Raw genomic sequence first — 15,550 nt, forward strand, 5'->3', positions numbered from 1 at the left:
TAACTGATGGATGCCACTCAAGAAAAGCTTAAAATAATTGCCCCGGCAACAGGAGAGCAGATTGGAGAAATTCCTGAAACGCCAATAAGTGAGGTCGACAGCTTTTATCAAAAGGGTAAAACTGCATTTAAGCAATGGAGTAATCTGACAATATCTGAGAGGGCAAAATATCTATTAAAGCTCAAAGATATTATTGTAGAGCAGATGGAGGATATAGCAAAAACAATCGCTGCGGATACTGGAAAAGTGGTTACGGAGGCTTTGGTAGCTGATATCATGCCAACACTCGACAGTATTGATCACATAATAAAGCATGGGGAGAAAATTCTTCAGCGCCGAAAAGTAAAAACGCCTCTTTTATTGATAGGAAAGAAATCATTTATTGAATACATGCCGAGGGGAGTGGTTTTAGTAATTTCGCCATGGAATTATCCATTTCAATTGGCAATGGTCCCGATGTTAAGTGCTTTGGCCTCGGGGAACACAGTGATTTTAAAACCATCAGAAGTAACTCCACTAGTAGGTAAATGTATGGAGGGGCTTTTTGCTAAAGCGGGCTTCCCTTTGGGAGTTGTTCAAGTTGCACATGGTGGAAAAGAGGTAGGGGCAGCCTTTACAATTGGGAATCCAGATTATATCTTTTTTACAGGGTCTGTCCGGACTGGGAAAATCATTCAACAAGTTGCTTCAAAGAATCTTATTCCAACAACGCTAGAACTTGGTGGTAAGGATCCAATGATTGTATTTGCAGACGCTCATTTGGAACGTGCGGCAAAAGGGGCAGTGTGGGCGGCATTTACTAACAGTGGTCAAGTATGTATGAGTGCAGAAAGGCTGTATGTTGAAAAATCAATCTATCCTAAGTTTCTTTCCTTACTAAAAAAAGAAATTTTAAACTTAAAACAGGGGATCGATGAAGATGACGATGTCGGCTCGATGACCTTCCCGGCTCAAATAGAAATCGTAAGAGACCAGTTAGAGGATGCATTAAAGAAGGGCGCCAGTATAGAGACCGGTCTAATTCCTGAGAAATGGGATAGTAGTATGTTTTTACCGTTAATGGTAGTTACAAATGTGAATCATGATATGAAAATAATTCAGGAAGAATCCTTTGGACCTATTCTTCCAGTCATTCCATTTGAGAGTGAAGATGAAGTAATTAGTCTTGCAAATGATACGGTTTATGGATTAAATGCAAGCGTTTGGTCAAATGATATTGTAAAAGCACGAAGAGTTTCCTCTAACCTTGTATCAGGGGCAGTGGTGATAAATGACGCAATTATTAGTATTGCCAATCATGGCCTTCCCTTTGGAGGGGCAAAACAAAGTGGAATCGGCAGGTACCATGGGGATGCCGGGTTAATAATTTTTTGCCATGAAAAAGCAATTGTCGAGGATACCGGACGGAAAAAAAGTGAAATTCATTGGTATCCATATCAAGGGAAATTCCCATTATTTCTTCGGCTCTTTAAAAGTTATTTCCAAACTAATCGAAACTGGATTAAATTTTCACAAACCTACTTACGCATCCTCAAAAAGAATTAGGTTGGGAAAAATAATTGAATTTCCGCTATTTTTTGGAAAAGATGGGATAAACTAAGTTTAGGTTTTTCACCTTAAAAAATATGCCATGAAAAGCGGGACTGTACGATGAAAAAGATGAACAAACTTGAAGCTGTTTTTTGGAATATTGCTTTTCCTGGTTTTAGTCAGTTGTTAATGGGTCAATATATCAAAGGAATATTGTTTGTCACCTTAGAAGTAATGATAAATGCCAATAGTCATTTTAATTCGGCAATCATGTACAGCTTTTTAGGTGAAATTGACAATGCAGAGGCGGTTCTTAACTATCAATGGCTAATGTTTTACCCCTGTGTCTATTTATTTTCCTTGTGGGATGGTTATCGTTCTGCTATGCCTGCAAATGAAAAATACTCTTTTTTTCCATTTGTCTTTGGTGCCTATTTTGTTACTGTAGGATTAATGGTATCGCCTAAGGTTACAATTTTTCAAATCCATCCTGGTCCAGTCTTTTTACCGATGCTGTTTTTAATTCCTGGGTTGCTTATTGGTTTTTTAATTAAATTTTTATTGTCTTTAAAGCTAAAAAATTAAAATTATTTAATAAAAAGCTTCAAATCAGGATATTCTGGTTTGAAGCTTTTTATTGGGAAAATTTTTTTAAAAATGAACCCCCACAAATTGCCTGAGATGCAACGTAACTATGTAGTGAAAATTAGGTTTTATACAGAAGGAACAAGATAAAAGGATGTGGTAAGGGAAATAAAAAAACTGAAACAAAGAAATGAAAAAAATAAGCTCTTTTAATAAACAGGAAAAGATAGCCAATCTTGGTGCTTTTTTTTTCTAAATGCTTACCCTCAAAAAGTCCAAGTTAACACCCATATGTTATAATTGGTCGAATAGAGGTGAGCATATGCTAGGTTTATTGTTTATGGCCAAAAAGAAAAAGAAGAACACCTTGGAAGAAATGGTTCTTCTGATTCAACAAGGCGACCGGTACTTACTTGACGAAATTATTAATTCCTACAAACCATTTATAGCTAAAACAGTATCTTCTGTATGCAAACGATATATCTATGAAACCGATGATGAATTTAGTATTGGTCTCATCGCATTCAATGAAGCGATAGAGAAATATTCAAAAGAGCGTGGAAACTCCTTATTGAGTTTTTCCGAAGTCATTATCAAGAGAAGAGTAATTGACTATATTCGTAAGCAATCCAAAAATCAACATTTAAGTTTTGACTTAACCAATGATACTAACGAAGAAGAAACAGCTGGAACAATTATTGTTAATGAACTCTCATTAGATGATTATCAAAAAAAGAATGATGAACAATTAAGAAAGGATGAGATTGTTCACTTTCAGAAATTATTAACTACTTTTGATTTAAGTTTTTCTGACTTAGTTGAGAATTCACCAAAGCATGTCGATGCGCGCAAAAACGCAATTATGGCTGCAAAATTGTTAGTAGAAAACGAAGAATTAAAAGAAATGTTATTTACTAATAAACGTCTTCCCATTAAACAATTAGAGAAAATGGTAGATGTCAGCAGAAAGACGATTGAACGAAATAGGAAATATATTATTGCCATTGCACTTATTTTATCTAGTGATTATGTTTATATGAAAGATTATATAAAGGGGGTGCTAGACACATGAAAAAGGGAATTATAATGGAAATAGAAGAAGAATTCCTAACGCTAATGACCCCCGAAGGTGAGTTTTTGCATACCAGGAGGCAAAATCAGCCATATGCAATTGGGGAAGAAATTCAATTTTTTCCAATAGAACGTGTTAAAAGTTCAAATCCTTTTAGTTCGATTAATCGCATTTTTAAATTTAAACCCGTTTGGGCACTAGTGGCTGTGTTCGTTATTATGCTAGGCTCATTTTTCCCTATGTATCAAAGTAATAAAGCATATGCCTATATGTCCATTGATGTTAATCCAAGTATCGAACTCGGTGTTAATAAGAAGATGCAGGTTATTGAGATCACAGGATTTAACAAAGACGGTAAGAAGATTGTCTCGCATCTGACTAGCTGGAAAAAGAAAAATGTTTCAGATTTAGTACAAACGATCTTAACTGAAATGAAAAAAGAAGGTTATTTGAGTACAAATGATCGCGTTATCATATCCACTGCTCGAACCAAAAGTCCGGAAGAAAATGTGGAAAAGGAACTTAAAGCGAACATTGAGGAGATTAAAGTATCGGTTGAAAAGCAAAAGGCTGAGCCAACAATTGTTATCGCCACAGAAACGGAATTAAAAAAGGCACATAAACGAGGTATTACTGCTGGTAAATTATACGATAATAATACCCAATTTTCCATTAATAAAACAAATGAAGTGAAAACAAAAGATAAAAAGAAAACTTCAGATAGTAAAGCTATACAAACGAAACCGCCTGTTAAATCTACGCCTTCAGGACCACTTAAAAAACGAACAGAAACTAAGGCCCTTCAAAATAAGGTATTTGCAGAAAATAAAAGGCAACCAGAAAAGAAATGGATAAATGGAAAATTTACTCCACCCGGACAAGTGAAAAAGATAAATCAAAATCAAATAAAGCAAAATCAAGTGCGCTCTAAAAAACAAAATAATAATCAAAAAGAAAATAAGGCAGATAACAAAAAATCCCAGAACCAAGAAAAGTCTAAAGGGAAAGACAGTCATAAAGATCACGGCAAAGAAAAAAAGGCCGAGGATAAAAAATCAAAGAACCAAGAAAAGTTTAAAGGGAAAGACAGTCATAGAAATCCCGGCAATAATAAAAATGAAAACCAGTGGAAAAATAAAGAAAAAGAAATAGCTAAACATGATGACAAAAATAGTAAAAAATCTTATGGAAACCATAGGAGTAATCAAAAGGATAAATAAAGTCCGGGAGTAATCCCGGACCTTTTCCATATTTATGAAGTTATTGTTTTTGTCCAGATAATTGTGCTTGTGCTTGTTGGACAAGGCGTTTTGTAATTTCCCCGCCTACAGATCCATTTGCTCTTGAAACTGTATCTGATCCTAAATTTACTCCAAATTCTTGGGCAATTTCGTATTTAACTTGATCTAAATATTGTTCAATCCCAGGTACTAACAACTTGTTACTGCTATTAGCCATTTAAATCAGCTCCTTATTTTCAGTACAGAGATAATTTTACCTCTGTATAGGTATTATTAATTTATTTTGTTGTTTTATTAGTGGAAATGTTTTTCGTTATTGGATATAATTTTTGTAAAAAATGGCTGTGTTAAACTTGTCTGTTGATTTCCGTTCCAGGCACTTCGCTTTCCGCAGGCGTGCCGGGGAGCCTCCTCGGCGCTTTTAGCGCCTGCGGAGTCTCCCCTGCCCCGTACTCCCGCAGGAGTCTTCGTGCCTTCCACTCCAATCAACAGAGTGTCAAAATTAACATTAATCTTTAACACAGCCCAAAAAAATAAAAAGGAGCCAAACGGCTCCTTCTTCCTATTCCTTCACTGCCTCTAATAATAGGTCAACGATGTGAACTCCTCGCATTTTCTCAGCGAGTCCTTCCTTTTCAATCCCAACCTTTACTTGTAATAAGCAGCCTGGATTAGCAGTTACAATTGTGGTAGCATGGGTATTTTTGGCTTGGACCATTTTGTAATCAAGCATTTTCATCGACATTTCTGATTCGATAATATTGTAAATGCCGGCAGAACCGCAGCAACGGTCCGCATCTTTCATTTCAACATACTCTGCTCCTTTAATAGACTGCAGAAGGAGCCTAGGTGCAGATGCAGTTTTCATTACATTCCTTAAATGACAAGAATCTTGATAAGTAATTATTTGAGATGGAAGCTCTAATTTCACTCTTTCATGGAAGTTAACTGAAACTAAAATTTCGGACACATCTTGAATTTTTTCTGTAAATTTCTTTGCTCGTTCGCCCCACTCCGGATCTTCTTTTAGTAAGTGATCATAACCAAGTAAGAATGCGCCACAACCCCCGGCATTCGTAATGATAAAATCAACATTTAAATCTTCAAAGGCTTTGATATTTCTCTTGGCAAGATATTTTGAACCACCCTTTTCACCATAATGACCGTGCAGGGCACCACAACATGTTTGCTCCTCAGGAATAACAATTTCACAGCCAGCCAGTTGGAGTAATTTGATGGTAGCATCATTTGTTTTCATAAACATGGTGTCCATCAAACAGCCACTAAAGAAGGCGACTCGGTGTGTTTGTTTTCCAATTGGTTCTGCATGAACCGGTCTATTTTTCAGTTCTTTCAGCGTTGATACTGGAGGTAGTACTTTCTCCATTAAGGTTAGATGCTCTGGCAAAATACCTAAAAATCCAATTTTTCTCGCCATAGTTTGTAAACCAGACCGTTGGTAAAACCCAATCAACCCTGTCATATTTTTCATTCGCTTTGGATGTGGGAACAATCCTTCGAAAACAGTTTTTCGGACGATACTAGTCGATAATGAGTACTTCTTATTCTGACTGACAATATCACGTGCTTCTTCGAGTAAATGGCCATACTTTACTCCAGATGGGCAAACAGTTTCACATGCCACGCAGCCAAGACATAGGTTAAGCGAACGCTCAAAATCTTCATCCGGTTCAATTAAACCATCGGTAACAGCCTTCATTAAGGCGATTCTGCCTCGCGGGGAATGTGATTCTTTATAGCCTGATTCAATATATGTGGGACACGCAGGTAAACAAAAGCCGCAGCGCATACAATTTAATAATTCATCTTCATTCATTCTCACTTTAAACTGTTCTTGGATGATTTCTTTTTCTTTCACAGTTGTCATTTTGAAACCACCATGTGTTTTTTGTCGTCTGCTGCTAATATTGTTCCTTGGCCAGAAACTACCACGCGCTTTCTATAACTTTTTGCAAAAACCTTACCTGGATTCATGATATTATTTGGATCCAAAGCAAGCTTAATGGCTCTCATCACGGCAATTCCTTCTTTACCCAGTTTCCATTCAAGATAAGGTGCTTTCATCACTCCAACACCATGTTCACCTGTAATGGTTCCGCCAAGTTCCACTGCTTTTTCAAAGATTTCAGCAAAAGCCATCTCGACACGTTCCATTTCTTCGTGATTTCTTGCATCTGTTGGGCATGTTGGATGGAGATTTCCATCACCTGCATGGCCAAAAGTACATATTTGCAGATTGTATTTATCAGCAATGTTATTGATTGCATTTACCATTTTCGCTAGTTTTGACCTTGGGACAGTAGCATCTTCAAGTACAGTAGTTGGCTTGAGTCGTGCAAGTGCAGAAAGTGCTGTGCGCCTTGCAGCTGCTAAGGCTAACGCTTCTTCCTCTGACGATGCTACTTGAACGGAGACGGCACCTTCCTGCTCACAAACCTTGATGATTTTTTCAATATCACGTTCGACGACTTCAGGTGAGCCATCTTGTTCAATTAATAGAACTGCTTGAACGTCTGTAGGTAATCCAATTTGAGAATAGTCTTCGACTACTCTAATCGTAGGTTGATCTAGGAACTCAAGTGTAATCGGTATAATTTTATTGGCGATAATTTTGGAAACAGATTTTGCTGCAGCTTCTAGATCCTGATACAAGGCTAGCATCGTTTTCTTGGTTTCAGGCATGGGGATAAGCTTTAAAATTGCTTCAGTGATGATCCCAAGAGTTCCTTCTGAACCCACCATTAACCGGGTTAGGTCATAACCTGCGACATCTTTTGCCAGTTTTCCACCTGTTCTTACGACATCCCCGTTAGGCATGACAACCTCAAGACCAATCACATAATCCCGGGTGACTCCATATTTAAGTCCACGTAATCCACCAGAGTTTTCGTTAATAGCTCCACCAATGGTAGCAATTTTCATTGAACCTGGATCTGGTGGATAAAAAAGTCCTTTTGCTGAAGCGGCGTTAGCTACATCGAGGCAAATGACGCCTGGTTGGACAGTAATCGTTAAATTTTCTTCATCTAGATCAACAATTTTGTTCATATGCTTGAAAAGAATAACTACGCCACCCTCAGTTGGGCAGGTACCTCCACAAAGATTTGTCCCAGAACCTCGCGGTACAATAGGGACTTTATTTTCATTACATACCTTGACAACTTCTGAGACTTCCTTTGTATTCCTTGGGCTGACAACCGCATCTGGCATTGCCTGCAAGTTTGGGGTTGAATCATAGGAATAAACAAGTCTTTCGGTTTTAGCATCATCAAAATTTTCCTTTGAAACAATGCTGATTAATTTGTCTTTTACAGCTTTGGAAAGCATTCTGTTTCCTCCATTCACTGAATACGCTTACAGGTTAAATAAATTTATGTTCTAAATTAAGTATAAAAAAAACAGGCGTCTGCCTGCTATGGATAAACATCTAAAAAAACTCAATAATACTTTTGAATTTTTGTTTGTTCATCCAAAAAGAGAATTCCAAGATACAATGTAACTAAATCATGGATATTATTAGGGTTTAATTGTGTTAATTCCTCAACTTTTTTTAAACGGTAGTGGAGGGTATTAATATGTATATGTAATGTATTGGATGTGTTTTTCAGCGAATGATTTTGTTTAAATAATTCTTTAATGGTTTCTAATAGTTCTGTTTCCTTCAAAAGGGTTCCAATGGTTCTTGTAATAAAATCAGCTTTGGTTTTGGGATTTATTTCTTCAGAAATCATTTCAAGTGTCAAATCTTCATCGAAGATAATTGAGGAATTTAACTTAGCTATTTTCAGGGACCTCTCGGCTTGTCGATAAGAATTACTGATTTCCTGGGAATCCGCTGCCTGACCAACACCAGCAATCGCTTGAATCCCGAAATTGCTTGTCAAGAATTGAAAAAATTGCTTTAAACGTCTTTCAATACTCTCCCGTGTAGGCCGATTAGTACAATTTATGAGTAATACCATCCTTTCATTGCCTGACCGGGCGACAACCTCTTTTGTATTTTGCTGAAACCTATTAAAAATCATTGTCCAACTATCTCTGGATAATGGTGCGTTTAACCCGATAAACTCAATAATTACAACCATTCTTTTGACTGCTATGTCTATTGATAGAAGTTTAGCTCTGTCTAAGAAGGAGGAATTCCACTCTTTGGCTTGGACCCAATCCATTATGAATGATTCTACTGCCCGGGTATGCCATTCAAACTGTTCAGCATAATAATTTTCACTAATAAGTAGTTCAGTCATTTTTCGGATTACTTCACCAAAGGGGGTAACTTTATTTGGTTCGCCTGTAATTCCAATTACTCCAATCACATCATGTTGAAAAAAGATCGGTAAATTAATACCAGCTTTTACACCAGATAACTTTAATTGGTCTTCATCTGTAATAATCATCTTTCGTTTTTGTTGTAATGCGATCAATGCTCCTTCATGGAAAGAACCTACTCTACCGAGGTCTGTACTTGCAATGATATAGCCCTCCGTGTTTACAACTATAATATCTTCACCAATTAACTTCTGAACTTCTTTGACAATTTTTTCTGCTAATTCAGGTAATATCAAAGGTGACACCTCCAAAAACAACTGTTTATATTATAGCAGTGTTTGTCTGCAAGTTGTTTTAGTAAAAAAAATACTCTGGATGTTTCACCCAGAGTTTGGTAGAAATTATATCTTTTAATCACTTCCTTGACTTACATCTTTTGAAGGATGCATAAAAGGATATGCTTGCGGTTTCTTTTTACTTTCCAATAACTCACGGTTTTCACTTGTATTCCAGCCAATATCATTAGTCGGATGAACCCATTCATCTCCCGCCATAATCGAAGGGTCAGTATCCTCTGTCCAGTTTTCTAAAGGAGAATTAGATGAGGCATAGATACTATCACCGATTGTAACACCATGTTTATTAACAAAGGGAGGCTCCATTTTTATTCCAGTACCTTCAAAGCTAGGGGCACTGATTTGATGGGGCATCGTTTCATTCAAGCTTACTTGTTTGGCGGATTGTGTATTTTTCGCTTTTTTCATTTTCAAATCACTCCTGTTTTTTCTTTATTTTCTTCGAGTAGGACAAATTTATTTATGAAAAATAAGGAAAGGAATGATTACCTTAAGTTTGTTCAAAACTATGGAAGCAAGATTACACTAATTTCAGGGAGGATTATTTGATGGCAAAGCGTAAAGCAGAATTTGATGCAGTGGAAAAATATACAAAAACACCTCATAAAAATGTTCAGGAAAGTGAATTTTCAGCGGAATTTACTGATAATAACAATGCGATTAGATTTCAAAATCGAAATTCAAAATTAGGGAAAAAGGGAAGAAGTTAATGAAAAGCCGCCGTAAAACCCCACCACGTATTCCTACTGAAGAATTCAGCATCGAATTTGGCGATGTTAACGGCACAAAATTATATGATATTATGCAGGTAACTCAAAAAGAGAAGAAAAGCAATAAAAAGAAATAAGCCGGCAACGCCGGCTTGTTACTTTTCAGAATATGAAAAGATTAGTGTACGATTGTTCATTGGGTCAAAATAAGCTAATAGACAGGAGGCTTGTTTAGAAATTTTCCCAGTTGTTTGGAACTCTAATAAATCAAAAGAGAGTTCTTCAAGCATCGTATGTTTATATAACTCTTTTTCATCGAGACCAAGTTCTACAAACGAATGTCCTAGAATAGCTGGTTGTTCGGAAATTTGTTTGTAAATTTTTGTTCTTTTTTCCTTATTAAAGCTTGCTTCCCACCAAGGTTTCCTCGGTTTGAATTTGTGCTTCAAGAGGTAATCATATTTCATTAGCCCAACAATAACATCAAGGTCGGCAATACCCTGGTGTTCCAAAAAGGCAAACAGTCTTCGGAATAGATCTTCTAGTTGATGACCAATTCTGGACCAGCCTTGGCTTTCCCAGAAGGAACCAAATTCTTGAAAGAAGTCAAACGGTGAAGGAAACACATTGGTTATTAAATATTCCACAGTAGCATCCATCCGATGATCATTCCAATACTTTTCCAACACATCCTCAACCTGCTTAATTCTAACGATATCATCGAAAGAAAGGACATTGTTGCTTAAAATTTCATAGGGAGAATGATCCATATATATATATTTGTGGTCATCCGCACGAAGCCGGACTCCTGTTCCTCTGAGCATTTTTAGAAAACCTAATTGCAGCTCTTCAGGACGGAGTTCAAATACATCATTGAAAGTTTTTCGAAAAGAAGCGTAATCTTCTTCAGGTAAACCGGCTATTAAATCAAGATGCTGGTCGATTTTTCTACCTGCTTTCACCATTGAGACTGTTCTGGTCAGTTTTGAAAAATTTTGTTTTCGCATCACTAGTTCATTGGTAGAGTCATTGGTGGATTGAACACCGATTTCAAAGCGAAAAAGACCTTTTGGTGCTTCTTGATTTAGAAATTCAATCACTTCAGGACGCATGATATCTGCTGTGATTTCAAATTGAAAGACGGTTCCCGGGAGATGTTCGTCAATTAAGAAACGAAACATTTCCATTGCATAGCTCCTGCTAATATTGAAGGTACGATCGACAAACTTAATTGTTTTTGCCCCATTTGCCATTAAATAGCGTATATCTTCTTTAATTTTTTCACGGTCAAAGTACCGAACACCCACCTCAATCGATGACAAGCAAAATTGGCAGCTGAATGGGCAACCACGGCTAGTCTCAATATAGGTGACCCGTTTGCCTAAATTGGCAATATCTTCAGGGAAACGATAGGGTGAAGGTAATTCCTTAAGGTCCAACTTATTCATTTGGGGAGTAATAACAATTTGCTGATTCTCACGTAAGGCAATTCCAGGCACTTTTTTAAAGTTATGATTATTTTGGATCTCAGTTAGCAACTGTTTAAAGGTTTGTTCTCCTTCACCCATAACAATAAAGTCCACCTCAGGTACTTTTTCCATCCATTCACGCGTGTCATAAGTAACCTCAGGTCCGCCTAGAACAATAATTAGCGACGGGTCCACTTTTTTTAACAGGTTCACCACTTTTATGGTTTCTTCGATGTTCCAGATATAGCAGCTAAATCCAATCACTTTCGGTTTCTGTTGATAAAGATCTGTAACTATATTTAATATAGGGTCCTTTATGGTATATTCTTTTATTTGTATATTAAAATCTGGTTCTGCATAAGCCTTTAAATAGCGAATCGCTAGGTTGGTATGAATAAACTTAGCATTCAAGGTTGAACAAATAACATTCATATAAAAACTCCTTTGCATAAATGAAAACAATATTTTATTATAGCTTAGTTTAGACAAAAAATGAAGCAAACGATACAAAAGACCCATGCCGGTTTGGCATGGGTCTTAACAAATCATTATTAAGGAATCATAAAACTGAGGAAATGACTCTGAACAAAGGTCATAATTCCAATAATTATCACTAGGAAGAAGCTGTGTTTGATTGTAAAGCGGAACAGTTCGGATTCCTTACCTGCAAGTCCAACGGCAGCACAGGCAACGGCTATTGATTGTGGTGAAATCATTTTTCCGGTTACTCCACCTGAAGAGTTAGCTGCCAGAGCTAACACCGGATCCATACCAATAGAAGTAGCTGTGATTTTTTGGAGGTTACCGAATAATAAGTTTGCAGAAGTATCAGACCCAGTAATGAACACACCAAGCCAGCCAAGGAAAGGTGAGAAAAACGGAAATAGTAATGAACCTGTTTTGGCAAGTGACATTCCAAGGGTTGTACTCATTCCAGATGCATTTGTAACATAGGCAAAACCAACAACAGCAGCAATTGTAATGACAGGATATTTCAATTCATTAATCGTTTCGCCAAAGGTAATAGCCCAATTTTTCCAGGAGATACCGACTATAAATTTTGTTAAGATCGCTGCGATTAGAATCGCTGTACCGGCTGCTCCCAAAAGTTCCAATTTATAAATCGCTGGAATAGGGGCCCCAGCGGTGTTGATAATTTTATTATTTATTAATGGCACATTTGGAATAAATGTAAGTGCATGCCCAATCGAATTAACTGCTTTTAAGATGGCGTTTCCACCCTCGTAATGACCAGTTAATGCGAGCTTAACGGTAGGCATACCCCATAATGTAATAATTGCTGTTAACAATAGGAAAGGTGACCATGCCTTGAAAATTTGTCCACCCGTATGCTTTACTTCTTGTGTCTTAAGTTTCCTTGCTGAAGTAGCAGCAAGTTCTTGCTCAGAAGTAAATCGGAAGATTGTTTTTGGCTTCCAGAATTTTAAGAAGATGGCAAGTGCGAATAAGGAAACTAAGGCTGATAAGATATCGGGAAGTTCTGGTCCCATAAAGTTAGAGGTAAAGAACTGAGTACCAGCAAATGCTACACCTGAAACAAGAATCGCTGGCATGACTTCTTTTGTTTTTTTCCATCCAGCCATGATAAATACTAGATAGAATGGGATAAAGACTGATAGAAATGGCAACTGACGGCCAACCATTTTTGAGATCTCCGTTGCTGCAATACCAGTTGGTCCTTCCATGGCAATGATGGGTGCACCAATAGCTCCGAACGCAACTGGTGCAGTATTAGCAATCAGACAAAGCCCTGCTGCATATAAAGGATTAAATCCTAAACCTACTAAAAGAGCAGCTGAAATTGCTACTGGTGCACCGAAACCCGCTGCACCTTCAAGGAATGCACCAAAGGAAAACGCTACCAAAAGCGCTTGTAAACGACGGTCTTCGGTAATTGAAACGACGGAAGTTCGGATAATATCAAATTGTCCAGTCTTTACAGTAAGCTTGTACAAAAATACGGAAGTAATGATAATCCATCCGATGGGAATGATCCCATATACCGCACCTTGTGATGCTGACATAAATGCCATACCTGCGGGCATTTTATAGGCAAAAATTGCAATCGCTAAGGCTATAGCAAGTGTAGATAACCCAGCAAGATAGCCCTTCATCCGTTTAATTGCTAAAGCCCAGAAAAAGTAAAGAATCGGAATTAGTGCAACAACAGCAGATAATGCGAGATTATCTCCCACCGCAGTAAAATTTTGAGTAAATGTCATAATAGCTTAATCCCCCCGAATTAGCTTTTTTTTATTGATTTTTTCTCCAAGTAATAATGTCTACCCTCCCTTACATCAGTAACCGCTTACAAATGGTGATTAGGTCATCAGATGACTGGATGTTTCGTATATCTAAAATGAATTATATGGACGAATTGGTAGAATTTCAATCTTTTTTTAAAAAATTTGTATTATTAAATATTTTCACGTAACAAATAGTAGAATATTGTTTGTAGTGATGAAGTAGATTGCATATGCAGTTTTTTGAGAAAACTGTATAATAAATATATATCTGAAAACGAATGCTTGTTAGGGGCTGAACAGGTGAAATATAAAAAAATTAAACCAAAAAAGATATATGAAGAAGTGGCAGAAGCCATATATGAAATGATTCGAACTGGTCAGGTAAAACCTGGGGAAAAACTTGATTCGGTACAACAGTTGGCTGAAAATTTCCAAGTGGGGCGGTCAGCCATTCGTGAAGCATTAACCTCGTTAAGAGCGATGGGTCTCGTTGATATGAAGCAAGGGGAAGGTACATATGTTAATGAATTTGATATAGACCAAATTACTTTTCCATTATCAACAGCTATTTTAATGAATAAAGAAGATATCGCTCAACTATTAGAGGTTCGTAAAATAATTGAAATTGGTACCGCGGCGGCGGCCGCTAAAAAAAGAACGAGTGAACATCTTTCTATGATGGAGAAGGCTCTTGCAGAAATGAAAAGCGCCAATGGGGATGAGGTACTCGGAGAGAAAGCAGATTTCCAATTCCATTTTGCGCTTGCAGATGCAGCTCAAAACCCTCTGTTGGTTAGCTTAATGAATCATGTTTCAGAATTAATGGGAGAAACAATGAAAGAGACACGACGAGTTTGGCTATTTTCTAAACATACTACGGTTAAACGACTTTATGATGAGCACAAGGATATTTATGAGGCCATCAAGGAACAGGATGAAGAAAAGGCAAGGAAGTTTATGCTGATCCACCTGGAAAATGTAGAGGCCATCCTGCAAAAGTATTTTCAATCAGCGAAATTACCAAGATAAATATTCTTATATTAGAAAACCACCCAAAAACATGCGATTCCAATTTGTTTGGATTCGTATGTTTATTATTCTATAGAAATTTTTTTGTGGAAGCACTTTCAATTAGAACCACTTTTAATGTAGTATGAAAGATATAAAAGATCTTTCTTTTTTCGCTAAGTCATCTGATGACCTGTTCATCGGTAATCAAAAAAAAGATATAGGAGAGGAAGACAATTATGAAGGTTTCACTTTTTGCAACTTGTATTGTAGATATGTTCAAAAGTAATGTAGGAAAGGCAACCGTCGAATTACTTGAGAGGCTCGGTTGTGAAATTGATTTTCCTGAATCGCAAGTTTGTTGCGGGCAGCCATCATATAATAGTGGTTATGTTAAAGAAACAAAAGAAGCTATGAAACGGATGATCGACACATTTAACGATGCTGAATACATAGTCTCTCCATCAGGGTCCTGCATAACGATGTTCCATGAGTATCAGCATATTTTTAAGGGAGACCCCGTTTGGGAACCAAAGGCAAAAAAACTTGCTGAAAAGTCATTTGAACTTACGCAATTTATTGTTGATGTATTGAAAATTGAAGATGTCGGTGCCCGTTTTGAAGGAAATGTAACCTATCATACCTCCTGTCACATGACAAGATTGTTGGGTGTAAAGAAAGCTCCTATGATTCTATTAAGTAATGTAAAAGGTCTAAAGTTTACTGAATTGCCTGGGAAGGAACAATGCTGTGGTTTTGGGGGTACTTTTTCAGTAAAAATGGCTCAAATTTCAGAACAAATGGTGGATGAAAAAGTCCGACACGTTGAAGAAACTGGTGCTGAGTATCTAATCGGTGCGGATGCAGCCTGCTTGATGAATATCGGCGGAAGAATTGATAGAGTTGGCAAGCCGATCAAGGTAATGCATATTGCCGAGGTATTAAATAGCCGTTGATTTTGGAACTCTGTTGATTGAAGTGCCTGGAACGGAAATCAACAGACAAGTTTTATTAACTTAGAA

The 15,550-nt window shown here is 37.2% G+C and carries 16 protein-coding genes; 8 read left to right on the plus strand and 8 right to left on the minus strand.

Annotated elements, in window-relative coordinates:
- The first annotated feature begins 6 nt into the window (after positions 1-6).
- From FS608_RS07640 to FS608_RS07655, 4 genes are all read left to right on the plus strand, one after another.
- A complete protein-coding gene (locus FS608_RS07640) occupies positions 7-1,545 on the plus strand; it encodes an aldehyde dehydrogenase family protein (protein WP_144548681.1) in 1,539 nt (512 codons plus the stop codon).
- A 105-nt stretch (positions 1,546-1,650) separates the two neighbouring features.
- A complete protein-coding gene (locus FS608_RS07645) occupies positions 1,651-2,115 on the plus strand; it encodes a hypothetical protein (RefSeq protein WP_144548682.1) in 465 nt (154 codons plus the stop codon).
- Positions 2,116-2,437: 322 nt separating this feature from the next.
- The gene (sigI, locus tag FS608_RS07650; protein WP_144548683.1) at positions 2,438-3,187 is read left to right on the plus strand and encodes an RNA polymerase sigma factor SigI; all 750 of its coding nucleotides are present in this window, start codon (positions 2,438-2,440) and stop codon (positions 3,185-3,187) included.
- Positions 3,184-4,407, plus strand: coding sequence for an anti-sigma factor domain-containing protein (locus tag FS608_RS07655; RefSeq protein ID WP_144548684.1), 1,224 nt, complete (start codon positions 3,184-3,186; stop codon positions 4,405-4,407). Before sigI ends, FS608_RS07655 begins: the two co-directional genes overlap by 4 nt.
- A 40-nt stretch (positions 4,408-4,447) precedes the next feature.
- Here the strand turns inward: FS608_RS07655 and FS608_RS07660 are convergent, their stop codons facing one another.
- From FS608_RS07660 to FS608_RS07685, 6 genes are all read right to left on the minus strand, one after another.
- Positions 4,448-4,645: an alpha/beta-type small acid-soluble spore protein gene (locus tag FS608_RS07660; protein WP_144548685.1), complete on the minus strand. Its 198-nt coding sequence runs from the start codon at positions 4,643-4,645 to the stop codon at positions 4,448-4,450.
- A gap of 77 nt (positions 4,646-4,722) precedes the next feature.
- Positions 4,723-4,950, minus strand: coding sequence for a hypothetical protein (locus FS608_RS30725; protein WP_260871623.1), 228 nt, complete (start codon positions 4,948-4,950; stop codon positions 4,723-4,725).
- Between the two features lie 40 nt (positions 4,951-4,990).
- Positions 4,991-6,316 (minus strand): (Fe-S)-binding protein, encoded by a 1,326-nt coding sequence (locus FS608_RS07670; RefSeq protein ID WP_144548686.1) that lies wholly within the window; start codon positions 6,314-6,316, stop codon positions 4,991-4,993.
- Entirely contained in the window at positions 6,313-7,776 is a 1,464-nt protein-coding gene (glcD, locus tag FS608_RS07675; RefSeq protein ID WP_144548687.1) for a glycolate oxidase subunit GlcD, read from the minus strand. Before glcD ends, FS608_RS07670 begins: the two co-directional genes overlap by 4 nt.
- Positions 7,777-7,886: 110 nt before the next feature.
- Positions 7,887-9,014: a CdaR family transcriptional regulator gene (locus FS608_RS07680; RefSeq protein WP_144548688.1), complete on the minus strand. Its 1,128-nt coding sequence runs from the start codon at positions 9,012-9,014 to the stop codon at positions 7,887-7,889.
- A 114-nt stretch (positions 9,015-9,128) separates the two neighbouring features.
- A complete protein-coding gene (locus tag FS608_RS07685) occupies positions 9,129-9,482 on the minus strand; it encodes a DUF3905 domain-containing protein (RefSeq protein ID WP_144548689.1) in 354 nt (117 codons plus the stop codon).
- Between the two features lie 140 nt (positions 9,483-9,622).
- Here FS608_RS07685 and FS608_RS30125 point away from each other — a divergent pair, with 140 nt between their 5' ends.
- Both FS608_RS30125 and FS608_RS30130 read left to right on the plus strand, forming a co-directional pair.
- Positions 9,623-9,784: a hypothetical protein gene (locus FS608_RS30125; RefSeq protein WP_166257651.1), complete on the plus strand. Its 162-nt coding sequence runs from the start codon at positions 9,623-9,625 to the stop codon at positions 9,782-9,784.
- Positions 9,784-9,921 (plus strand): hypothetical protein, encoded by a 138-nt coding sequence (locus FS608_RS30130; protein ID WP_186328650.1) that lies wholly within the window; start codon positions 9,784-9,786, stop codon positions 9,919-9,921. Before FS608_RS30125 ends, FS608_RS30130 begins: the two co-directional genes overlap by 1 nt.
- 18 nt (positions 9,922-9,939) lie before the next feature.
- Here the strand turns inward: FS608_RS30130 and FS608_RS07690 are convergent, their stop codons facing one another.
- Both FS608_RS07690 and FS608_RS07695 read right to left on the minus strand, forming a co-directional pair.
- Positions 9,940-11,685 carry a B12-binding domain-containing radical SAM protein gene (locus FS608_RS07690; protein WP_144548690.1) on the minus strand — a complete coding sequence of 582 codons (1,746 nt, stop codon included), beginning with the start codon at positions 11,683-11,685 and terminating at the stop codon, positions 9,940-9,942.
- Between the two features lie 119 nt (positions 11,686-11,804).
- Positions 11,805-13,496, minus strand: coding sequence for an L-lactate permease (locus FS608_RS07695; protein ID WP_144548691.1), 1,692 nt, complete (start codon positions 13,494-13,496; stop codon positions 11,805-11,807).
- 324 nt (positions 13,497-13,820) lie between these two features.
- On the opposite strand from FS608_RS07695, the gene FS608_RS07700 reads away from it, so the two are divergent.
- Positions 13,821-14,549 (plus strand): FadR/GntR family transcriptional regulator, encoded by a 729-nt coding sequence (locus FS608_RS07700; protein ID WP_144548692.1) that lies wholly within the window; start codon positions 13,821-13,823, stop codon positions 14,547-14,549.
- 218 nt (positions 14,550-14,767) lie between these two features.
- A complete protein-coding gene (locus FS608_RS07705) occupies positions 14,768-15,484 on the plus strand; it encodes a (Fe-S)-binding protein (RefSeq protein WP_144548693.1) in 717 nt (238 codons plus the stop codon).
- Positions 15,485-15,550 lie beyond the last annotated feature (66 nt).

This window comes from Bacillus sp. X1(2014) (assembly GCF_007678255.1).